The sequence below is a fragment of the Caballeronia sp. LZ029 genome (assembly GCF_031451275.1).
GTDB classification, from domain to species: domain Bacteria; phylum Pseudomonadota; class Gammaproteobacteria; order Burkholderiales; family Burkholderiaceae; genus Caballeronia; species Caballeronia jiangsuensis.
The window spans coordinates 418,909-440,699 of sequence record NZ_JARUXO010000093.1 but is presented as its reverse complement, the minus strand read 5'-3'; the positions used below and the strand labels follow the sequence as shown (position 1 = coordinate 440,699).

Below are 21,791 nucleotides of genomic sequence, written 5' to 3'. Positions count from 1 at the left end.
AGAATGTCTCAACTACTCGATCAAGACAGCGCCTTTTTCGATCTGGCGCGGCGACGCAATGTTCTCTTCTATCACAAGGGCTATTTCTCGCATAACATCGTCGCGGCGATGGGCGAGGTGGTCAAGCTTCAACTGGAAGTCGCGGGCGTGAACGCGCCGACTCGCCGCAAGCTTTTCTCGTCCTTTGTGGAGCTGTCGCAGAACATCGTTCACTACTCGTCGGACGCATTGAAAGCGGGCGGCGAGACGGCGGGGGCCATACGCGAGGGAGCAGTCTGCATCTCGAAGGACGGCGAGCATCACGTGATGTTATGCGTCAATCCGATGGCGACTGCGGAAGTCGAGAATCTGCGCAATAAGCTCGAACCCCTGCGCAACATGTCGCTGGAAGAGATCAGGCAGGCGTACAAGCTATCGCTGCGGTCCGACACGCCGGAAGACAGCAAGGGCGCGGGCCTTGGATTTCTCACGATGGCGCGCGATGCGAGTGCGCCGCTCGAGTTTGCTTTTCACCCGCGTGCCGACGACCCCGGAACCACGCTGTTTTGCCTCATGGCCAAAATCTGAGCAGGAAGGCGCAAGAACCATGGATAACCTCTATATCGCCGCCACGACGACGTCGCCCGAGGTCGATTTTCGTTTCGACCAGCACGCGTTGTCGCTCAAGGGCGAGTCATACCCGGAAAACGCGGCGGCTTTTTATGCGCCTGTCATCGAGCAGATGCGCAAGTATCTGGCCGAGAACGCGGGCGCGGTCATCACCATCGATGTCGTGCTGACTTACTTCAATAGTTCGAGCACCAAGATGCTGTTCAGCATGTTCGACGCGCTCGATCAGGCGGGTCAATCGGGAAGCCGCGTGCTGATGAACTGGTATCACGATGAAGAAGACGAGACGATTGCCGAATTCGGCGAAGAGCTGAAGGCCGATTTCGGCGCAATCGAATTCACGGATCGTCCCATCATTTATCAGGGACGTTAAGGATGCCCTCGACATCCTCGCCTGATCTGCCTCCGGACGCGGCGCCCGATCTGTTTCAGAAGGAGAGCGCGGCGCTCGTGAAAGCCCGCGCCGTGCATGCGGCCGCCGATGCGGATGCGCATGTATATCGCGAGTCGCTTGGCGAACTCATCGATCATTTCGAGCGGCTGATGCGGGACACGCGGCGTTTGATCGGCAGAAGCGATCGTGCCGAGCGCGAGATGCAGGCGCTTGCCACGCAGCTCGAACATCGCGCGTCGCACGATGCGCTGACAGGCGTGCTCAATCGCAGCGCCGTGATCGAGCGGACCGGCAAGATGCTGCGCACGAACAGCGCGGTGATGATTGTCCTGGACATCGACGAGTTCAAACGGATCAACGACGATTTCGGCCATCCCACAGGCGACGCGGTGATACTGGGCGTCGTGGATTGTCTGCGGCGAATCGTGGGCGAGCGCGGCTTCATCGGGCGCGTGGGCGGAGAGGAATTCACCGTGCTGTTGCCCGGTCACGATCCATCCAGCGCCGCGCTTCTCGCGGAGCGTATGCGTGAAGCAATCAGCGATTCGCTGATTGTTCCGCCGGTCGATCGCCGCATCACCGCGAGTTTCGGCATCAGCAACAACGAAGCCGGAGCCGGCTTCGACACGGCCTACGCGTCGGCCGATGCAGCGCTTTATCGCGCCAAGCGAGGCGGGCGCAACCGCGTCGAATTCGCCGATCGGTAAACGGGTTCTACCTTCATCAAATCGTCATCGAGTTCAGCTTTCGGGTACTTCGCTGTGGTATGGTCAAGTCCACCAAAATTCTGTCTGACTCGAGGCCTCGATGGTGGATATGGATGCTGACTGGCCCTTGCCCCGGCCGATCAATTTCAAGGAAGGCCGACGACCGGCCGATTCATCGACAGCCGACACGGAATCAATAGCGAGCACGTTTTCATCATTGGCGGCGCCCGTCGTTGCCGAAGCCGTGCGGCGAGCACGAGAAGTCGCCACGGATTGCGATGCCGAAGCATTCCATCAACTACGCGTCGCATTCAGAAAACTGCGTGCCTTGTACTGGGCTTATTCGCCTTATCTCGGCGAAGAAGCGACCGCGCACGCTACCGAAGAGTTCAAGCGCCTGGCCGCCGTGGCCGGTGGCACGCGAGACTGGGATATCGCCGGCGATCTTCTGAAAGCCGCGCAGGCGTCGCGTGCATCGATGGGCCTTCTCGTGGCAGCCGCGAGACAAAAGCGGGCGCAGGCAGTGGTGCATAGCCAGACGATGATCAAGAGCGATGATGTCGAGTCGTTCCTCAACGACGTCCTGCTTCGCGCGCAGAACGCGCTGGCGTCGAGCTGCAATGATCTTCCGATTCGAGACTTCGCGGAGGATCGCGTTCGCCGGGCAGAGCGCGCGCTGAAGAAGCGCAGCAAATATGCATCGCGTAACGAGACTGCCCACGAAGAAGATCTCCACGACGTTCGCAAGGCCGGCAAGAAGCTGCGCTATCTGCTCGAGTTTTTTCAGCCCGTGATCAAGGGCGGACACGATCGCACGATCAAGGAGCTGACGTCGGTGCAGAACAAGCTCGGCCAGTTCAACGACATCGCCGCAAGCGAAATGCTGATTCGCGACGCGTCATTCGAGGACGTTCCGCCCGAAGTCGTGCAGGAGTCGCTGCAATGGCTGGAGAAGCAGAAGGGCCGGCGCATGCGCGCTGCGGCGCGACGCGTTCGAGCCATCGCGAGTTGACCCGATCGCCCTTGTGTGGCTTTGCTCACACTTTGTTTCAATTTGTTTCAAACGACTGAGACGCCCGCCCGGCAAGGCTTCGCGGGGTGCGGCGAGCGTCGGGATCGGTCACGCGTTCCCGTGCATGGTGAAGATTTCAAACCCCGGACCGTTAAAGGATTCAACACGTCGGGAGTAGACACCATGAAGATCGAATCCAGTAACTACACAGTCGCAACCGTCCAGAGCGACACGCAACGCGCGACGAACAACGGCGATGCGAAGGCCGCCGTGCAACCGGTGAGCGCCGCCGGTGCGCAGAACTCGACGGTGAGTCTGTCGTCCATGTCCGCGCTGGGCGAATCGAGCGGCTCCGACATCGATACGGCCAAGGTCGAGTCGATCAAGGCCGCGCTGCGTGACGGTAGCTACAAGATCGATTCGGGCAATATCGCGGACGGCATGCTGAGCACCGCGCGCGACCTGCTGCAAGCGAGAAGCCGCATTTGATCGCGCGTACGCCGATTACACGCTTAATGCGTCGGGGGCGAGTTCGGCGGGCCTCGTGAGCGGCGGACCGACAAACTCGATGCGCCACTCGTCGCCGAATGCTTTCAATACCGCCGGGTCCGGCGAACCATTCGCCATCACGTCACCGAGTTCGCTGAAAAAACGGGTGGCGTCCCAGCCGGGCGTGACCAGCACCAGCATCCGCGACGGTCGATCGTCGATATTGATGAAGCGGTGCGTGGTGCCTTGTTTCGCGACTATCGTCTCGCCTGCGCTGACGATGGTCTGCTTTCCGTCCACGTCGAAAAGATAACGGCCTTGCACGACATGAAAGACTTCCGTCTCGATCTCATGCCGATGCTGCGGCGGGCCGAATCCGGGTTGGTCTGTTGTTTCCAGTAGCGTCGCCGATGCTCCGGTCGCTTTCGAAGCAATGCGTACTTGAATGCTGAGCCCGATGGCCGGAATATCGATAGGGGCTGCATTCTGCTCGCCGTGCAGGAAATCTGTTTTCATGACGTTTCTCCTTGAATCGGGGTGCGGGGTCCGCGGCCCGGTCGACTTCATGATGTCGGCGGCGACTTAGCTCAGAATTACTGCGAGGCGCGTCTTCGATCAGTGCAGCAAGTGAGCGAAATAACGGATCGACAGGTTAGCCAGCTCGCCCACGATCACGACGATGAGAAGGCCCACTATCCAGCGCCGCGCCTGCTCGGAGATGGCGAGCCGCGCACCCAGCAGGCCACCGGCGACGCTGCCGAGCGCCATGATGCCGCCCGTCGTCCAGTCGACGCTCTCGTGCCCGGCGAAGATTGCCATCGCTACCGCGGTCGCCGTGGCGGTCGCGAAATTTCTGAGCGCGTTCGCCTCGGGCAGCGCGAAGTCCGCCGCCAGGACGAGCACGAGCAGCATGTACGTTCCGGCATCCAGCACGATGAAGCCTGTCCAGACGCCGACGCAGAAAAGCAGAAGCATCACCTTCCAGTCGACTCGCGCGTCGCCGTTGGCGGCCGAGTTCAACAGCTTCTTGAGGTTGGTGAGGATGAGAACGAGCGCGACGGCCACGGCCGCCACGATCACCATCCGAAGATCGTGACCGGGAATCCGTTCGCTCAGCAGCGCTCCTGCTGCCGCGCCCAGCGTGATCGGGCCGGCCGTGCTCAGCGTGCGTTTCCATGGGATAGCCCCGCGTCGCGCCAGTCCGACCGTGGCAGCGATGGCGCCGACGAGAACCGGAACGCGGTTGGTCGCATTGGCGGCGACGGCATGCAGACCGACCGACATCAGAACAGGAAGGGATACGGCAGATCCCGAAGACGCGACCGCGTTGAGAAAGCCGCAAAAGAGGCCGGCAGCGATAATGATGACGATGGTGTCGGGGGTTAAAACCATGGTGCTTGATCGGCTCGGATGCGTAGCGGGGCGCGCTCGCCGGGTTGGCGAGCGGCGGTTGCGTGCCGGGGGAGGTGGGCACGCGGGAAGTGTCGCTGGCTTGACTTAGTTGGGAATTACTTCGAGGGACGAGTGCGGCGCGTGCTTCGCGTCATCGATGAAGCACGCCGTTCTCGTCACTCCTCCTTATGCCCCGGCAGCACCGCACCAAGCACCTGCTTCGCCGTATCGACGATCACGTTCGCCTGACTTGGATCACCCTTCATAAGCGTCGTCGCGAAGGCCTTCGCCTGCTGCAACGTGATGTGCGGCGGCAACGGCGGCACGTTCGGATCGGCCTTCACTTCGATCACCACCGGACGATCCGCCGCCAGCGCTTCATCCCACACAGCCGCCATGCGCTCCGCATCATCGACATAAAAGCCCTTCAAGCCGATCATTTCCGCGAACTTGTGATAAGGCACCGATGGAATGTCCTGCGACGCCTCGAACTTCGGATCGCCTTCCATCACGCGCTGCTCCCACGTGACCTGATTCAGGTCCTCGTTATTGAGCACCATGCAGATCCAGCTCGGATTCGACCATTGCTTCCAGTACTTCGCGACGGTGATGAGCTCGGCCATGTTGTTCATCTGCATCGCGCCATCGCCGACGAGCGCGATCACCGGCCGCTCCGGATACGCGAACTTCGCGGCGATCGCATACGGCACGGCCGCGCCCATCGATGCAAGGCCGCCCGACAGCGAGCACATCATGCCGCGCTTCACCTTCAGATCGCGCGCGTACCAGTTGGCCACCGATCCCGAATCGCTCGTGACGATCGCGTTCGCGGGCACGCGCGGCGACAACTCCCACACGGTGCGCTGCGGATTCACGCCGCCCTTCGCGGGCGTTATCGCGCGCTTCTCCAATGTCTTCCACCAGTCTTCGACCCAGCCTTCGATGTCCTTGCGCCACGCGAGGTCCGTCTTCTGTTGCAGCAAGGGCAGGAGCGCGCGCAAGGTCTCGGCGCTGTCGCCGACGAGATTCACTTCCATCGGATAGCGGATCGAGAGCATGTCCGCCTTGAGGTCGATCTGCACGCCGCGCGCCGCGCCTTCCTTCGGCAGAAACTCGGCGTACGGAAAGCCCGAGCCGATCATGAGCAGCGTGTCGCATCCGTTCATCATCTTGTAGCTCGGCTCGGTGCCGAGCAGGCCGATCGAGCCCGTGACGAAAGGCAGATCGTCGGGCAACGCGGCCTTGCCGAGCAGCGCCTTCGCGACGCCCGCGCCGAGTTTGTCCGCGACAGCGATGACTTCGTCGGTCGCCTGCAACGCGCCCGCGCCGACGAGAATCGCGACCTTCTTGCCCGCGTTGAGGACATCGGCGGCGCGTTGCAGGTCATCGTCATACGGCACGATCTTCGGCGCGCGATAGCCGACGCCCGAATGCAGCGTGCCATGCTTGCGGCCCGGCGATTCATATTCGAGGTCCTGTAAATCGTTCGGCAGGATGAGCGCCGTCACCTTGCGTTCCGACAGCGCGATACGCACCGCGCGATCGACGAGATGGCGAATCTGCGACGGCACGCTCGCCTGCTGCACGAAGGCGCCGGCCACGTCCTTGAACATCGCGGCAAGATCGACTTCCTGCTGATAGTGGCCGCCCAGCGCCGCACGCGCCTGCTGGCCCGCGATCGCGAGGACTGGCATGTGATCGAGGCGCGCATCGTAAAGGCCGGTGATCAGATGCGCCGCGCCCGGTCCCGATGTCGCGATGCACACGCCGAGTTCGCCGGTGAACTTCGCATGCGCGGAGGCCATGAAGGCGGCCATCTCTTCGTGCCGTGCCTGGATGAATTCGATCTTGCCTTTCGCGCGATTCAGCGCGCCGAATACGCCGTTGATGCCGTCGCCGGGATAGCCGTAAATGCGGCGTACGCCCCAGGCGTGCAAACGTTCGATCAGAAAATCGCCGACGGTAGGATTGGACATGACGCGATGCTCCTTTTGACGTCCGGGTGAGAAGCAGTCACCCGCGACGGATAGGATCGACGCGCAAAACGCATGCCGGGTTCGGGAAACACCGGAACGGCTGGCTATCGACCGGTATCGAATTTCAGCGTTTGGCTCGCGGCGCACGAGGCATCGACAGGATGCGTCGGATCATCGAGGAAGGCGGCCATGATCGATTGCGCGCAACCGGATTTGCCGAGCACCGAATGCCCCGTGTACGGAAACGACACGACCTGCGCGCGGCCGAGATCCGGCGTGATCGCGCCGACCCACGCCGGCGCGGTCGCGGCATCGAATGCGCCTTCGAGTATCAGCACGGGCACATCGCTCACGATTCGGGCACTGACCGAAGGAGGCGCCTTGCCGACGTTCCAGACCGGACACTCGGTGAAGAGCCGCCCTTGCTTGGGCTGAATCCGGAGCACGCGTTCGGGAAAACCGGGAAGGGCAGCTTTCGCTTTTGCGAGCGTCGCTGCCTCGGTCGCCAGATTGGCGCTTTCTTCGCAGAACACGCCGAGGGCGAGACCCATGCCGCCCAAACCGACGAACTGCTGCGGACCGCGCAACGCGAGATAGCGGGCGGCGACCGCGCGCGCGTCGCCTCGCGCCGTATCGGAGATCATCCTCGGGACGTCTGACGCATTGCCGCGCTCGCTCGTCATGATGAGCGTATAGGCGAACGCGAAGCCGTCGATGACCACCTTCACCGAAGCACCCGAGTCGTCCTTGACTCGTGTCGTAAACGGCTTCCGATCGAGTCGCTTCACTGCGAGGTTCAAGTCGGCTTGCAGATGCGGGTAGGCCCGGACGCAAGAGGCGTCGGCGGCGCACGCAGCGGAAATCGCCCTGAACGAACTCGCCGGCGCCGTCCACCAGTCCTCGACGATATTGACCGTGGGCGGCGATACCGAATCGAGCACCACGCTTCGGATGCCTTGCGGATGATCGCGCAGCAAAGTCAGTGCGAGCCGCGATCCATACGAGACGCCGTAGACGTCCCATCGGTCGATACCGAGTGCGACGCGTAGATCGGCGATGTCGGCGGCGTTTTCGGTGGTGTTGTAGGCGGCGAGATCGACGCCGGCGGCGGCCATCGCATCGCGACACGACTTGAGAGCCGATGCATCCGCCAGCGTGCCGGATCGAGTCGTGAAGCGGCTGCTGACGGAATCGAACACATACTGCTCCCACGCGGGGCACGCAAGGAGCGGATCGGCGCGGTGGGTGCCACGTTGATCGACGAAGATGACCTCGCGCCCGGCATTGATTCCCTGCTTCATCATGAACGCCGCTTCGAACGATCCCGCGCCGCCCGGACCACCCGACAGATAGACGAGCGGATCGCGCCGCGGTTTGTCCGAGACAGCGAGTGCGCGCATGACGAAGATGCGGATGTGTCGTCCGTCGGGCAGCGCGCGATTTTCAGGGACGGTGAGATAGCCGCATTGAACGTTCGATGGGAAATCGAGATCGGGGAATCCGGCGATGTTCGGCCGGGGGCAAGGCGTAGTCTCGAACGAAGCCGCGTGGCTCGCTCGATTGTCGGCACCGCCCGCAGCGCACGCGCAAAGCAACGACACGGTCGCGATGACCGCCGTCACTCGTACCAGCCATCGTTTCGCAGTTCTCATCATGGAAGCGGCCCGGCCGCACTCATTCACCGACAGCCAGCCCGACATACCGCGCGCGCGGCCGCAACAAACTGCCTTCCATCACGTGCTCGATCGAGTGCGCCATCCAGCCGACACTGCGCGCAATCGAAAACAACGCGAACGCCGCTTCGTCGGGAAGCGGGCAATGCTCGACGAGCGCGGCAAGCGCCATGTCGATCGCGGGCAGCTTGCCCGTCAAGCGCTCGACACAATCGATGAGTTCGCGTGCATCGTCGGGCGCTTCGAAAGCGGACAGGAGATCGGCCGCACGCGGATCGCCCTGCGGATAAAGCTCGTGACCGAAGCCCGGCAACGGTTCGCCTTGCGCGATCCTTCGCCGGACGGCGGTCTCGGTTCCACCTCGTTTGGCATCATCCATCAATTGACGGACGCGCACGATTGCATTGCCATGCATGGGTCCGGAGAACACGGCGAGTCCCGCGATCATGCTCGCCCCGAGCGACGCTCCCGTCGATGCGGCCACGCGCGCGGCGAACGAAGAACTCGTCAGTTCCTGATCGGCCAGCAGGACGAGCACGCGGCGAAGCAGATCCGCATGACGCGGAACATCCCACGCATTCGCGATGCGCAGATGCAATGGGCCTTCATCCGATCGCAACTCGACGAAATTGCTCGCGAGGCGGCCAACCAGCGCCGCGGCCTGATGCGCCTCGTCCGCCAGTTTGCGCGCCGACTCGATTCGAACATGCGCGGCGTCGCGGGCCAGGGCGGCGAAAACGCGCGTACCTGTGGGGCCGTCGAACGCAACCGGCTCGCACGAAGCGAAGTGCGGCGCCTCGGTCACGTTCCAGAGCAGCCGCGCGACATCTTCGAGCGTCGCGGATGCAGCCAGTTGCACGGCATCCTGCCCGCGATAGTAAAGCCTGCCGCGCGTGATCGTGGAGATGCTCGTATCGATGATCGGCTCGCCCCAGGCCATCGTGCTTGCAGCGATGTTCTTGCGCGCCCGCCCGAGGCTGCGTTTCTTGAGAAGCGTCGTGATATCCGCTGCGCGATACAGGTTGCGGTTTGCGTGCTGCGGATCGCCCTGGACTTCGATCTGACCGCGGCTGACATACGCATAGAGCGTTTGCTTGCGCACGCCGAGGGCCTCGCAGGCTTCTTCCTGGGTCATCCAGTTCTTCACGTTGATCGAATCAATCAAGATTGACGGTCATCCACGGCATCGGTCTAATGCGAAACATAAACCAACCCCGGACCAGGCGCTCGCATCGCGCGACATCGCGAACCGTTCAGGGGCATGAAGAGGAGATATCGGTGGCTACAGAGCGAACGACCCAGTATATAGCGGGCACGGCGGCCCGCACGACCCGCACGCGTTACTCGATCCTCGCGATGATACTGCTGCTGGCAACGGTGGCCTATGCAGATCGCGCCATCCTGTCGATCGCCGGTCCCGGCATATCGAAGGAATTCGGCCTGAATCACGTGCAGCTCGGCTATGTGTTGTCGGCGTTCAGCTGGGCTTATGTCGTCGGTCAGATACCCGGCGGCCTGTTGCTCGATCGGCTCGGCACCAAGACGATGTATGGCGCGACGCTCATTCTCTGGTCCATCGCGACCATGCTCGTCGGCTTCATCGGCAACTTCACGTCGGATCTGTCAGTCGCGCTCGGCTTATTGTTCGCGCTGCGCTTCGCACTCGGACTGATCGAAGCGCCGAGCTTTCCCGCCAATGGCCGCGTCGCGGTCATGTGGTTCCCCAAGGAAGAGCGGGGTCTTGCCACGTCGCTGTTCGCATCGGCATCGTATTTCGCGGTGGCCATTTTCTCGCCGTTCGCGGGATGGCTCACGTCGCGCTTCGGCTGGCCTGCGCCGTTCATCGCGCTGGGTTTGATCGGCATCGCGGCGGCGGGCGTGTGGGCGGTCGTCATGCATGAGCCGCGCAAGCATCCGCGCGTCTCCAGCGCCGAACTCGAACACATCATCGCGGGCGGCGCGATGATCGATATCGATTCGAAGCACGAACTCAAATCGCGTCCCGTGCTGGCGCCCGGCGCGATTCGCGCGCTGCTCGGCAATCGCATGTTGTGGTGCGCGTATATCGGCCAGTATTGCACCATCGCGCTGAGCTATTTCTTCATCACCTGGTTTCCGATCTACCTCGTTCAGGCGCGCGGCATGAACGTGATGCAGGCCGGCTTCGCGACGATGGTGCCGGCTGTCGCGGGCTTTGTCGGCGGCATTGCGGGCGGCACGATCTCCGACTGGCTCATTCGTCGCGGATGGAGCGTGTCGTGGGCGCGCAAGACGCCGTATATCGTCGGCATGGCGGTGGGCTGCAGCATCGTGCTCTCGGCCGTCACCGAAAGCAATGTCGTGATCGTCCTGCTGATGGCGCTGGCCTTCTTCGGCAAGGGCGCGGCGGCGGGCGCGGGAACGTGGGCCATCGTGAGCGACACGGCCCCGCGCGAGGCAGTGGGTCTTGCGGGCGCGATCTTCAATTGCATCGGCAACATCGGCGGCATCGTGACGCCGATCGTCTTCGGCTATCTCGTGCAGGCGACGGGCGGCTATACGGTCGGACTGTACTTCGTCGCTGCGCACTGTCTGATCGCGGCCATCGTCTATCTGTTCTTCATGGGCAAGATCGAGCGCGTGAAGATGAGTTGAAGCTTCGTTGCGCGCTTCGCCCTGCATCAATTGCATACATCATCGAATCAGAACCATGACCAAGCCGATCATCCTCAACGCGGCAGAACTGCCCGAATGGACTCACGCGGAATTGCGAGCGCTTTTTACCGTGCTCGATCTGCCGCAAGAGCCCGAATCCGCGAGCGCGTTTCTGAAAGAGCACGGCAACAAGGTGCGCGGGATCGCGCTGCGCAAAACGAAGATCGATACGGCATTCCTCGATACGCTTCCCGCGCTCGAAATCATTTCGAGCTATAGCGCGGGACTGGATAACGTGGACATCGGCGCGACGCGCGCGCGCGGCATTCGCATCGAGAACACCTCGCATATCCTGGCGGAAGACGTGTCGAATGCGGCTGTCGGCCTCGCGCTCGCAGTCACGCGCGACTTCGTGAACGCGGATGCTTACGTGCGCTCGGGACAATGGCCCGTGCAAGGTCAATACCGGCTGGGACGTTCCATCTCGCGCATGAAAGTCGGCATCGTCGGACTGGGGACGATCGGATCGGCGATTGCACATCGTCTCAAGGCGTTCGGTTCGAAGCTCGCGTATTTTGGACCGAGCCGCAAGCCCGTCGATATTCCGTACTACGACGACGTGACCCGGCTCGCGCGTGACTGCGACATGCTCATCCTCACGTGTCCGCTCTCGTCGGCGACGCATCATCTCATCGATGCGACCGTGATCGATGCGCTCGGCCCCGATGGCTTTCTCGTGAACATCGCGCGTGGCCCGGTGGTCGATGAGCAGGCGCTCATCGCGGCGCTCGCATCGGACAGGCTCGCGGGCGCCGCGCTCGATGTGTTCGAGCACGAGCCCGCCGTGCCCGAGGCGCTCATACGCGATCGCAGGCTGGTGCTCACGCCTCATATCGGATCGGGAACGGAGGAGACGCGCCGCGCGATGGCGGAGAACGTCGTCGATGCGCTCGCCAGGCATTTCGGCATCGAAAGCCCGCGCAGCGGGACGGTCATCGACGCGGAGCTCGAAAGCACGCACTGAAGCCCGGAGGCGCCGGCCCCTCGCCATCACGCAGGGCTCTTCAAGCCCTGCAAACCAGCCTCACGCAACACAACCCCGCATTTTTTCGCATCGAAATGATAACGCTACCATCGACCGCCGCATCGATGGCGCGTGTCCCGACGCGGCTCAAACAAGCCGCGATGACCTCAGCGCGAGCCGTGGATGCATCGTCCACGCTCGCGCGATGAACCATGGAGAAGAAGAGTGAGACATAGCCGTTTGATTCCCATCGGCCTGCTCGGCCTGGCGGCGACTGCCGCGCACGCGCAAAGCGCGGTGACGTTGTTCGGCGTCATCGATCAGGGTTTGAGTTACACGAGCAACGCGGGCGGGAAAAGTCAGTGGAGCATGGCAGGCGGCGTGTTGCAGGGCAGTCGATGGGGCTTGCGCGGTTCGGAGGATCTCGGCGGCGGACTGAAGGCGATCTTCCTGCTCGAAAGCGGCTTCGATGCGAGCACCGGCAAGTTCACGCAAGGCGGCCTCGAGTTCGGCCGCCGCGCATACGTCGGCCTGACCGATGCGCGACTCGGCACGGTCACACTCGGCCGTCAATACGACATGGTCGTTGACTATCCGGGCGTGTACTCGGATCGCGCATTCGGCGGCGGCTATCTGGCGGCGCATCCGGGGGACATCGATAACTTCAACAACGGTTATCGCACCAACAACTCGATCAAGTACGAGAGCCCGAATTATGCCGGGCTGCATTTCGGCGGCATGTATGGCGTGGGCGGCGTCGCGGGCGATTTCACGCGCAATCAAACGTGGTCCGTCGGTGCGGGCTATGATCGCGGTCCGTTCTCGTTCGGGGCCGCGTACATGAACGTGCGCAATCCCAACGTGAGCTTCTTCGGCAACAGCACGACGGGAACGCCCAGCGCCGCCGCGACGAATATCGCATCGCCGGTGTACAGCGGCTTTGCATCGGCGCACACGTACGAGGTGATCGCGGCGGGCGGTTCGTACAAGATCGGCAACGCGATTCTGGGCGCGACGTACTCGAATATCCAGTTCAGCAATCTCCGCGACACGGCGAACTCCGGGCCGAATCCGTCGGGTTATCGCGGGTCGGTGCACTTCAACAACGCGGAAGTGAACGTGCAGTACTGGTTCACGCCGGCGTTACAGATGACCGCCGCATACGACTACATGAGGGGCAGCAGCATCGCATCCGCGACGGGAGAGAACGGCGGCGCGACCTATCATCAGGGCGTGTTGAGCGCGGATTACTTTCTGTCCAAGCGCACCGATGTCTATGTGATGGGCGTGTATCAGCATGCGTCCGGAACGGACTCGCGCAACCGGCCGGCGGTCGCGGCGATCAACAGCCTGACGGCATCCACGAGCGATGCGCAGACCAGCGTGCATATCGGCCTGCGGCACAAGTTCTGACGCGCGTCGCCATTCAAGTTCGATTCGAACGGCGGGCGCACGCGGACTCATCGCGGAGCCCGCGTGCGCCGGGTTCAACTCTGAACGTTCCAGAGATCGTCAACCGCGCGAATTGCGAGCAAGTAGCCATTCGCGCCAGCGCCGCAGATCACCGCCGTCGCCGCAACCGAGATGGTGGAGTGACGATATTCCTCGGAGCGCCGATGGATGTTCGTGATATGCACTTCCACCACCGGCCGGCGCACGAGCTTGACCGCGTCGAGCACCGGAATGCGTCCGAACGAAAATCCGGCCGGGTTGATGATCAGCGCGGCGTCCTGCAAAAACGCTTCCTGAATCCAGTCGATCAACTGGCTTTCGCTGTTGGTCTGACGGAATACGCAGTCGAATTCGAGCGTATCGGCCAGCGCGAGGCAGTTCTGTTCGATGTCCTTCAGCGTCGTGCTGCCGTAGAGGTGAGGTTCCCTGACGCCCAGCATGTTCAGGTTCGAGCCATTGAGGATATAGAGCTTGCGGGTCATGGTTTCAGTGTGTAGCGCTGCGTTCGAGGGCGGTGCCTTTGGTTTCCCGGGACGTCGCGATCATGAGGAAGGAGAGGAGGTTCAGCGAGCCGCAAACCGCGACGATCGCCCACGGCGAACCGTGAAACGCGTTGAGCAGCGCCACGGCGACAATCGGCATCGGCCCGCCGGTGAGCAGATTGGCGCCCGAGTACGACAATGCGGAGCCCGTGTATCGCGCCTCGGTCGGAAACGATTCGGCGAACCACACCGGCTGGATGCCGCTCTGGAACTGCGTGAAGCCGAGGAACGCGCCCATCACGGCCATCGTCATGCCGATCGAGTGCTGGTTGAGGATCGGAAAATAGATCAGGCAGCAGACCAGCGTGCAGAACGAGCCGATGAGCAGCGCGCGTTTGCGCCCGATCCGGTCGCTCAGATAGCCGCCCGCCAGCGCGCCGCCGATGGCGCAGACATTCGCGACCATCAGAAGCATGAAGCCGGTCTGCTTCGGCACGCCGAGATTCTTCGTCAGATAGCTGAGCGAGAAGACCACGATCAGGTAGAACAGCGCAGCCGGGCCGCAGAAGAACAGCGTCAGACGCAGCGCGGTGCGCCAGTGAAATTCGAACACGATGCCGAGCGGATTCGCAGTGCGCACGCGCTCGCCCTTGTTCTTCCTGAGCGCTTCGAAGGCCGGTGTCTCGCTGACCTTCATGCGGATATAGATGCCCAGCAGCACGAGCACGAAGCTCGCGAGGAACGGGATTCTCCATCCGAATGATTCGAAATCATCGGCCGAAAGCAGACCGGCCAGCGCGAACAGCGCCAGATTGGCGAGTATCTGGCTGAGCGGCGAACAGATGCCGAGCAGGCCCGAATACAGCCCGCGTCGCGCCGGCGATGCATGTTCCACCGCCATCAGTTGCGCGCCCGTCGATTCGCCGCCGAGCGCGAAGCCCTGAATGATGCGCAGCGAAACCAGCAACGTCGGCGCGAGAATGCCTACCTGCTGATAGGTGGGCAGCAATCCCATCAGAAACGACGACACGCCCATCACCGAGACCGTGACCAGCATCAGATTGCGGCGTCCCCAGCGGTCGCCGAGCATGCCGCAGATCACCGCGCCGAGCGGGCGTGCGGCAAGCCCCGCCCAGAAGCTCGCGAGCGACGCCAGCAGCGAAGCGGTCGGGTCCAGCGACGGGAAAAACAGCTTCGGAAAAATGGTAGCCGCGACCACGCCGTACAAGGCGAAGTCGAACCATTCCAGCGCTGTGCCGACGGTGGCGCCCGCCACCGCGCGACGCGCCATCAAGTGAGTCTGTGCGGTTTGTTCGCCCGCGGCGATGTCTGAGTCAGCAAGAACTGACATGGTGTCTCCCCTGTGTTCGATATGGTGAAGCGTTCGTTTCTGGCCACGAACAAGTGCTATTGTTTGCGCTGCAAAGGCAGGACGTTCCGCACCGGAACTGCATTTCATATCACGAAAACAGACGGGACATGTCGCTTAGAAACGGCCTGAGAATTCTCGATTTCCTCGCGTCGCAGGGAGAAGGCGCGGGCCTTCTCGCCATCGCCGACGCTCTGGCTTTGCCGCGCAGCACGTGTCACCGGTTGCTCGTCGATCTCGTCGATAGCGGATATGTCCGGCAACTGGTCGATCACGGCCGCTACATCCTGACCATGCGCATGACGTCGAACGGCTTGGAGTTTCTGAGCCTGACGGGCATCGCGGATATCGCCCAGCCGATCATCGAACGCGTCGCCGCGCGGACTGGCGAACTGGCGCGGCTGTCGCTCGTGGACGGCGAGGCGATCATCTGGGTGGGCAAGGCGGACGGGCAGCGCACAGGCTTTCGCTACGATCCGGACATGGGGCAGGCGGCACGGCTTTCATGCACGTCGACCGGGCACGCATGGCTCATGACGATGACCGATGAGCAGGCGGTCGCGCTGGTATTGAAGCAGGGCTTCGGACAGCCGAACGAGTTCGGACCCAACGCGCCGACGACGCTCAAGGCGCTTCTGGGTTTTCTGCACGCGGCACGCGTGCGCGGCTACGCGATGATCGATGAAGTGTTCGCCCCGCGCATGTCGGCGGTGGCGGTGCCCGCGGTGAGCGGCTCGCGATGCGTCGGCGTCATCAGCCTGGCCGGTCCGCGCGTGCGGCTGACGGTCGAGAAGATTCACGAGTACTCGGTGCTGTTGCGCGAGGCGGCCAATGAACTCGCGCAGTTGAGCAATATGGCCGGGTTTCCCGGCCGGCCGCCGCTCGGCAAGGGATAAGTGCTTGCGTCAGACCGGCGCCTGCTTCAGCGCCGCGATCCCCGCGATGACCAGCACCGCGCCGATAACCCTCAGCGCGCTCACGGTTTCGCCGAACAGCACGACGCCGAGCACCACGGTTCCCAGCGCGCCGATGCCGGTCCATACCGCATACGCACTGCCCACCGGCAATAGCGCCAGCACCTTGCCGAGCAGATAGACGAAGGCCGCGAGCAGCACGATCGACAGCGCTGTCCATCCGGGACGCGTATAGCCCTGCGTCAACTTCATCGAGACCGCCCACGCTACATCGAGCAATCCGGACAGGACGAGCAGCAGCCACGCCGCACTCTGGCTCATCGCGGTTCCTTGGCGTCGGCGCGAAGCAGGTACGCATCGCGTTCGTGCAGGAAAGCGCGCAATCGCTGTGCGTAGTCCGCAGGCGCCGCGCCGATCACGCTCGGACGTGCAGCGAGCGCGCGTCGCCATGCGATGACCTTCGGTGTATCGGTGAACGTCCGAAGGTCCGCGAGTTCATCGAATACATCGAAATAGCGGAAGATCGGCGCGAACACGGCATCGACCATGCCGAACTCGCGGCCTGCAAACCACGGCCCCGCGTTCAACACGCGCTCGACCGTCGCGAACCGCTCCGCGAGCGCTTTTCGCTGGGCGTGATACACCGATGCATCGGTGGCGATTTCCAGCTTCCATATCTCGGCGAGTATCGACGATCCGAACTCGATCCATCCGCGATGCTGCGCGCGCTCGAGCGCGTCCTGTGGAAGCAGCGTGCGGCCCGGCTGCGTTTCGTCGAGATACTCGCAGATCACGGCGCTTTCGAAAATCACGGCGTCTTCGCGACCTTCACGCGCGATCATCAGCAAGGGCACTTTCCCGAGCGGCGAAAGCGTTTCGAACCATGCGGGCCTGTTCGCCAGATCGACGTAACGCTTCTCGAAACCGACGCCTTTCTCCGCCAGCACGATCGCGGCGCGTTGCACGTATGGACAAAGCGGATGACTGACGAGCGTGAGCGTCGGCGCTTCGATTGGCTTCATGACCTGCCTCCCGTTGATGTGTGTCTGCACAACGGCAGAGTAGTGGTTGCGATGATGCAAGTCCATTGTCAGGGTGAAAGCCGCGCTTGCATCGATGCAAGCGCTGGTTTAACGTCGATACATGGAAGACTGGAACGAACTCCGACTCGTGCTCACGATTCAGCGTGGCGGCAGTCTCAATGCCGCATCGGAAGCGCTCGGCATTGATCATTCGACGGCGTATCGCCGTCTGAAGGCGCTCGAAACGCAGCTCGGCGCGCGTCTGTTCGAGCGCTTGCCGGGCGGCGTGTATCAGCCGACGGAGGCCGGCGCGCGCATTGCGGCGGGCGCCGAGCGCATGGAAGATGAATTCCTTGCGCTGGGGCGCGATGTCGTCGGCGGCGATCATCGGCTGAGCGGACGCTTGCGCGTCACATCGTCGGAAACGCTCGCTTATAGCCAGCTCACCACGCATCTCGCCGCGTTCCGTTTCGCGCATCCCGGCATCGTCGTCGAATTGTCAATCGAAAACCGCGTGCTCAGTCTGTCGCGGCGCGAAGCGGATATCGCGTTGCGTCCGGTGCGGCCGAAAGAGGGCGAGCTATGGGGCAAGAAGCTCGCAGGCGTCGCGTGGGCGTGGTACGCCGCGCCGTCGTATGTCGCCGATGCCGGCGGCCTTCGCCGTAACTGGAAGCCCGACGATCACGCGTTGATCGGCTGGGACGAAACGGCGTCGGGCATTCGCGCGGCGCAATGGCTGGCGCTCAATGCATCGCCGTCGTCGTTCGTGTACCGGACGAACAGTCTGGTGAATCAGTTGACCGCGGCGCGCGCGGGCATCGGCCTTGCGCTGCTGCCGTGCTATCTCGGCGACGGCGATATCGGCGTCACGCGTGTCGCCGCGAATCCGGTCGCCGAACTGGAAGGCGAACTATGGATCGTCACGCATGCCGATCTGCGAAAGACGGCGCGCGTGCGAGCGTTTTTCGATGTGGTCGGAGAAGGGCTCGCGCAACAGCGCGATTTGTTTGAAGGCAAGCGCCGGAATTCGAGGAAAGGCAACTCTTCTCGATGACAGAAGAGTGCATTCTGCACGATGAGGATTCCGTCGAAATCGCGACGGGTGCACCATGCATTCAACGCTGCATCACGGACCGGTTTGAAGCGGATGCGGCACTCGATCATCTTTCAGAGGAATTCTTGTCATGACTTCGATTCCCGTCGTTCGCTACCAGTCCGAAACCATCGATGGCGTCAACGTGTTCTACAGAGAAGCCGGCGCATCTGACGCGCCGGTCGTTCTTCTGCTGCACGGCTTTCCGACGTCGTCGCACATGTTTCGGAATCTGATCCCGATTCTTGCGCAGAAGTACCGCGTCGTCGCACCCGACTATCCCGGCTTCGGTCAAAGCGACTCTCCCGATCGCGCCGCTTTCAGCTACGGCTTTCAGCGATACGCCGACATGATCGATACGTTGCTCGGCCGGCTGAATATCGATCGCTTTGCGATGTACGTGATGGATTACGGTGCGCCGGTGGGCTATCGGCTCGCGCTCAAGAATCCGTCGCGAGTGACGGGGCTGATCGTTCAGAACGGCAATGCGTACACCGAAGGTCTGCGCGAGTTCTGGAATCCGATCAAGGCCTACTGGGCCGATCAGTCCGTGAAGAATCGCGAAGCGTTGCACGGCCTCGTCACGCTCGACACGACGATCTTCCAGTACACGGACGGCGTCTCCGATGTGTCGAGAATCAGCCCCGATAACTGGCTGCACGATCAGGCGCTGCTCGACCGTCCGGGCAACCGCGAGATTCAGATGGATCTGTTCCTCGATTACGGTACGAACGTCCCGCTCTACCCGCAGTTTCAGGCGTTCTTCCGCGAGCACCGGCCGCCGACGATCATCGTGTGGGGCAAGAACGACAAGATCTTCCCGGAAGAAGGCGCACATCCCTATCTGCGCGATCTGCCCGATGCGGAGATGCACATTCTCGACACGGGGCATTTCGCGCTGGAAGACAAGCTCGACGAAATCGCTCCGCTGCTGCTGAGCTTTCTCGATCGTTCGATCGGCGCTGCGTCCGAAAAGGTTTAAGGCGCTCAGGTTGACTAACGACGTCCCGGACAGGCTCGAACCTGCGAGCTTGTCCGGCAGGCGAGCGGTGAATCAGACCTGGGCCAGCCCGCCGTCGACAAAAAACTCGGCTCCGGCGACGAAGCTGGACTCTTCCGATCCCAGGAACAGCACGACCTTGGCGACCTCGTCCGGATCGCCTACGCGTCCGAGCGGCACGTTCGACGCCATGTAGTCGAGCAGACCCTGCTGCTGCGCCGCGTCCGGGCCCGCCAGCTCCACAAGACCCGGCGTCTTCACCGGTCCCGGGCTGACGACATTCACGCGAATCCCACGCTCCTTCAGGTCCAGCGTCCAGCTACGCGCGAGACTGCGCACAGCGGCCTTCGATGCGCTGTAGACGCTGAACGCGGCGGTGCCGGTGCTGCCGGCGGTCGAGCCCGTGAGGATCACGGAAGCGCCGTCGCGCAGAAGCGGGATCGCTTTCTGAACCGTGAAGATCACGCCTTTCACGTTGCGCCCGAACGTGTCTTCGTAGTGTTCCTCGGTGATGGCGCCCAGCGGCAGCATGGAGCCGCCGCCGGCATTGGCGAACAGCACGTCGATGTTCGAATGCTTCTGCTGCACGGCATCGTAGAGCCGGTCGATATCCGCGAGTTTCGACATGTCCGCCCGGATGCCCACGACGCGTCCGTTCATCGCTTCGACAGCCGCATCCAGCTCCTTCTGGCGACGACCGGTGATGAACACCGATGCGCCTTCCGCAGCGAAGCGCTTCGCGGTCGCGAAGCCGATTCCGCTCGTACCGCCCGTCACGACCACGACCTTGTTTTCGAATCTGCCAGTCATTTTCAACTCTCCGTCTGGTTTGGCGGCGCAGGCTGCGTCGCGTTGAGAGCATCATGCCAATGAGACAATCGGCGCGGTAGACTGCGAAACCGGGTTTGATAGTTCCAAAAATGGGTCAATAGGCATGGCCGACATCAACGATTACGTGCTGTTCGCGGAAGTGGTGGGGCACGGCGGGTTCGCTGCGGCGAGCCGCGTGCTGCGCACGCCCAAATCGACCATCAGCCGCCGGATCGCCGCACTGGAAGCGCGGCTCGGGGTGCGTCTGATCGAGCGCTCGACGCGCCGCTTTCGGGTGACCGAGATCGGGCACGCCTTCCATGAGCGTTGCAGGACGATCATGCTCGACGTGCAGCAGGCCGACTCCGTCATCTCCGAAGCGCTGAGCGAACCTCGCGGGGTCATCCGCTGCAGTTGTCCGCTCGGGCTCATGCCGACACTTTCGAAGGCGTACAGCACGTTCCTCACGCGCTTCCCGAAGGCGCGCCTGCAGGTCATCGCCGTGGATCGCCCGGTCGATCTGATCGAGGAACGTATCGACATCGCCATTCGCGTGCGCGTGCGGCTGGACACGGACGCATCGCTGATCGTGCGCACGCTGGGGCACTCGAGCCGCATTCTGGTGGCTGCGCCCTCGGTCGCGTCGCTTTGCATGAGCGGGGACATTGCGGCGCTATCCGCCTTGCCGACGCTCGCGACCACGGATCAGATGGGCGAGATCGAATGGACTTTCACCGGACCGGACGATGCATCGCATACGATCCGCAGCGAGCCGCGGATGACGTGCGTGGACTATGTCTCACTGCGCGATAGCGCGATGGCGGGACTCGGCGTCGCGTTGCTGCCCGATCACGCATGTCGGGAGCAACTCGCGAACGGCGCGCTCGTTCATGTGTTTCCGGAATGGAAAACGGAGAGCGGCATCGTCCATCTCGTATTCACCACGCGCCGAGGATTGCCGCCCGTCGTGCGGGCGTTCATCGACCACGTGGCGTCCGTTTTCCAGCTTTGAAGCGCTTGCCGCTCAGTCGTGACGGTGATGCTTGTGATGCTTGCCGTGATGACCGCGGCTGTAGTCGTCCGCGTACGAGTTCGAGCGCGAGACGTTGCCGCCCAGCGCCGCGCCCGCGCCGCCGCCCAGCGCCGCGCCCATCAGGCCACCGCCACGGCCGCCCATCGCGTTGCCTGCCGCTGTGCCCGCGCCGCCGCCCAGCGCGCCGCCGACGATCGCGCCCGTGCGCTCGCGCCGGTTCGACGTGACCGCGCCGCCAGCGCCGCCGCCCACCGCTCCGCCGAGCACTGCGCCCGTGCTGCCGCCGACAGCGCCGCCGAGCGCGGCTCCGGCCACACCGCCGAGCGCGCCGCCGAGCGCATTGTTCATGTCGCCAGCCAGGGCCGGCACCGACGCCGCCGCGGTGAACGCTGCGACAGCAAGAAGTTTGATGATTCGTTTGGACATTGTTCGGACGTTTGTTTTTGAGACGACGCCGAGTATAACCGCAGCGCTGAAAGGCTTTAGTAACGCGATCCGGCACTGTCGGTAAGAGGTGTAACAAGTTCGCGATGGCTGCCGATGCCGCCGCGCGCCGTCATCCATTCACGATCGTGAATCCATACCGAAATTTTTTATAACTTTCCCCTATCGTTTTTCTGCCGCAGGATGGCTTCGTGTATTTCCCCGATCCCCTTTGCATCGGGGCCGCGTGTCTCGCCACCGATGCATCGCGTCGGTTTTCGCA

23 protein-coding genes are annotated in these 21,791 nt (G+C 62.8%); 12 read left to right on the top strand and 11 right to left on the bottom strand.

The genetic code is table 11. The features are described from left to right. The first annotated feature begins 3 nt into the window (after window positions 1-3). The 5 genes from QCE73_RS36040 to flgM all read left to right on the top strand — a co-directional run bounded on the left by QCE73_RS36040 (window position 4) and on the right by flgM (window position 3,211). The gene (locus QCE73_RS36040; RefSeq protein ID WP_187602999.1) at window positions 4-567 is read left to right on the top strand and encodes a SiaB family protein kinase; all 564 of its coding nucleotides are present in this window, start codon (window positions 4-6) and stop codon (window positions 565-567) included. 19 nt (window positions 568-586) lie between these two features. Next, window positions 587-982: a DUF1987 domain-containing protein gene (locus QCE73_RS36035; protein ID WP_309885634.1), complete on the top strand. Its 396-nt coding sequence runs from the start codon at window positions 587-589 to the stop codon at window positions 980-982. A gap of 2 nt (window positions 983-984) precedes the next feature. After that, window positions 985-1,710: a GGDEF domain-containing protein gene (locus QCE73_RS36030; protein ID WP_187603000.1), complete on the top strand. Its 726-nt coding sequence runs from the start codon at window positions 985-987 to the stop codon at window positions 1,708-1,710. Window positions 1,711-1,813: 103 nt separating this feature from the next. Next, on the top strand, window positions 1,814-2,722 hold the full coding sequence (locus QCE73_RS36025; RefSeq protein WP_309885687.1) for a CHAD domain-containing protein: 909 nt from the start codon (window positions 1,814-1,816) through the stop codon (window positions 2,720-2,722). A gap of 183 nt (window positions 2,723-2,905) precedes the next feature. After that, window positions 2,906-3,211 carry a flagellar biosynthesis anti-sigma factor FlgM gene (gene flgM, locus QCE73_RS36020; RefSeq protein ID WP_309885633.1) on the top strand — a complete coding sequence of 102 codons (306 nt, stop codon included), beginning with the start codon at window positions 2,906-2,908 and terminating at the stop codon, window positions 3,209-3,211. Window positions 3,212-3,226: 15 nt separating this feature from the next. Here the strand turns inward: flgM and QCE73_RS36015 are convergent, their stop codons facing one another. The 5 genes from QCE73_RS36015 to QCE73_RS35995 all read right to left on the bottom strand — a co-directional run bounded on the left by QCE73_RS36015 (window position 3,227) and on the right by QCE73_RS35995 (window position 9,417). Then, on the bottom strand, window positions 3,227-3,727 hold the full coding sequence (locus QCE73_RS36015) for a cupin domain-containing protein (RefSeq protein ID WP_035504858.1): 501 nt from the start codon (window positions 3,725-3,727) through the stop codon (window positions 3,227-3,229). A gap of 99 nt (window positions 3,728-3,826) precedes the next feature. Next, window positions 3,827-4,603, bottom strand: a complete 777-nt coding sequence (locus QCE73_RS36010) for a sulfite exporter TauE/SafE family protein (protein ID WP_309885632.1) — start codon at window positions 4,601-4,603, stop codon at window positions 3,827-3,829. Between the two features lie 176 nt (window positions 4,604-4,779). Next, window positions 4,780-6,579: a thiamine pyrophosphate-requiring protein gene (locus QCE73_RS36005; protein WP_309885631.1), complete on the bottom strand. Its 1,800-nt coding sequence runs from the start codon at window positions 6,577-6,579 to the stop codon at window positions 4,780-4,782. A 104-nt stretch (window positions 6,580-6,683) separates the two neighbouring features. Continuing rightward, the gene (locus QCE73_RS36000) at window positions 6,684-8,234 is read right to left on the bottom strand and encodes an alpha/beta hydrolase (RefSeq protein ID WP_309885630.1); all 1,551 of its coding nucleotides are present in this window, start codon (window positions 8,232-8,234) and stop codon (window positions 6,684-6,686) included. A gap of 19 nt (window positions 8,235-8,253) precedes the next feature. Then, window positions 8,254-9,417, bottom strand: a complete 1,164-nt coding sequence (locus QCE73_RS35995) for a citrate synthase family protein (protein ID WP_309885629.1) — start codon at window positions 9,415-9,417, stop codon at window positions 8,254-8,256. Window positions 9,418-9,530: 113 nt separating this feature from the next. On the opposite strand from QCE73_RS35995, the gene QCE73_RS35990 reads away from it, so the two are divergent. The 3 genes from QCE73_RS35990 to QCE73_RS35980 all read left to right on the top strand — a co-directional run bounded on the left by QCE73_RS35990 (window position 9,531) and on the right by QCE73_RS35980 (window position 13,323). Next, window positions 9,531-10,886 (top strand): MFS transporter, encoded by a 1,356-nt coding sequence (locus QCE73_RS35990; protein WP_309885628.1) that lies wholly within the window; start codon window positions 9,531-9,533, stop codon window positions 10,884-10,886. Between the two features lie 55 nt (window positions 10,887-10,941). After that, window positions 10,942-11,910 carry a 2-hydroxyacid dehydrogenase gene (locus tag QCE73_RS35985; RefSeq protein WP_309885627.1) on the top strand — a complete coding sequence of 323 codons (969 nt, stop codon included), beginning with the start codon at window positions 10,942-10,944 and terminating at the stop codon, window positions 11,908-11,910. A 225-nt stretch (window positions 11,911-12,135) separates the two neighbouring features. Then, window positions 12,136-13,323, top strand: a complete 1,188-nt coding sequence (locus QCE73_RS35980; protein ID WP_309885626.1) for a porin — start codon at window positions 12,136-12,138, stop codon at window positions 13,321-13,323. Between the two features lie 74 nt (window positions 13,324-13,397). On the opposite strand, the gene QCE73_RS35975 is transcribed toward QCE73_RS35980, so the two are convergent. Further along, on the bottom strand, window positions 13,398-13,844 hold the full coding sequence (locus QCE73_RS35975) for a type II 3-dehydroquinate dehydratase (RefSeq protein WP_035504833.1): 447 nt from the start codon (window positions 13,842-13,844) through the stop codon (window positions 13,398-13,400). 4 nt (window positions 13,845-13,848) lie between these two features. Then, window positions 13,849-15,135 (bottom strand): MFS transporter, encoded by a 1,287-nt coding sequence (locus QCE73_RS35970; protein ID WP_309885686.1) that lies wholly within the window; start codon window positions 15,133-15,135, stop codon window positions 13,849-13,851. Window positions 15,136-15,323: 188 nt separating this feature from the next. On the opposite strand from QCE73_RS35970, the gene QCE73_RS35965 reads away from it, so the two are divergent. Next, window positions 15,324-16,109 (top strand): IclR family transcriptional regulator, encoded by a 786-nt coding sequence (locus QCE73_RS35965; RefSeq protein ID WP_309885625.1) that lies wholly within the window; start codon window positions 15,324-15,326, stop codon window positions 16,107-16,109. Window positions 16,110-16,118: 9 nt separating this feature from the next. On the opposite strand, the gene QCE73_RS35960 is transcribed toward QCE73_RS35965, so the two are convergent. Both QCE73_RS35960 and QCE73_RS35955 read right to left on the bottom strand, forming a co-directional pair. Further along, a complete protein-coding gene (locus QCE73_RS35960; protein ID WP_238214105.1) occupies window positions 16,119-16,448 on the bottom strand; it encodes a multidrug efflux SMR transporter in 330 nt (109 codons plus the stop codon). After that, a complete protein-coding gene (locus tag QCE73_RS35955) occupies window positions 16,445-17,149 on the bottom strand; it encodes a glutathione S-transferase family protein (RefSeq protein ID WP_309885624.1) in 705 nt (234 codons plus the stop codon). Before QCE73_RS35955 ends, QCE73_RS35960 begins: the two co-directional genes overlap by 4 nt. A 121-nt stretch (window positions 17,150-17,270) precedes the next feature. Here QCE73_RS35955 and QCE73_RS35950 point away from each other — a divergent pair, with 121 nt between their 5' ends. Then, window positions 17,271-18,203 (top strand): LysR family transcriptional regulator, encoded by a 933-nt coding sequence (locus QCE73_RS35950; RefSeq protein WP_309885623.1) that lies wholly within the window; start codon window positions 17,271-17,273, stop codon window positions 18,201-18,203. Window positions 18,204-18,333: 130 nt separating this feature from the next. Continuing rightward, the gene (locus QCE73_RS35945; RefSeq protein ID WP_309885622.1) at window positions 18,334-19,224 is read left to right on the top strand and encodes an alpha/beta hydrolase; all 891 of its coding nucleotides are present in this window, start codon (window positions 18,334-18,336) and stop codon (window positions 19,222-19,224) included. A gap of 72 nt (window positions 19,225-19,296) precedes the next feature. Here QCE73_RS35945 and QCE73_RS35940 read toward each other — a convergent pair whose 3' ends face one another. Next, window positions 19,297-20,052, bottom strand: coding sequence for an SDR family oxidoreductase (locus QCE73_RS35940; RefSeq protein ID WP_035504814.1), 756 nt, complete (start codon window positions 20,050-20,052; stop codon window positions 19,297-19,299). Between the two features lie 124 nt (window positions 20,053-20,176). Between QCE73_RS35940 and QCE73_RS35935 the strand changes: the two genes are divergently transcribed. After that, a complete protein-coding gene (locus QCE73_RS35935) occupies window positions 20,177-21,064 on the top strand; it encodes a LysR family transcriptional regulator (protein ID WP_309885621.1) in 888 nt (295 codons plus the stop codon). Between the two features lie 12 nt (window positions 21,065-21,076). Here the strand turns inward: QCE73_RS35935 and QCE73_RS35930 are convergent, their stop codons facing one another. Continuing rightward, complete coding sequence (locus tag QCE73_RS35930; protein ID WP_035504809.1) at window positions 21,077-21,511, bottom strand: hypothetical protein; 435 nt, start codon at window positions 21,509-21,511, stop codon at window positions 21,077-21,079. Window positions 21,512-21,791 lie beyond the last annotated feature (280 nt).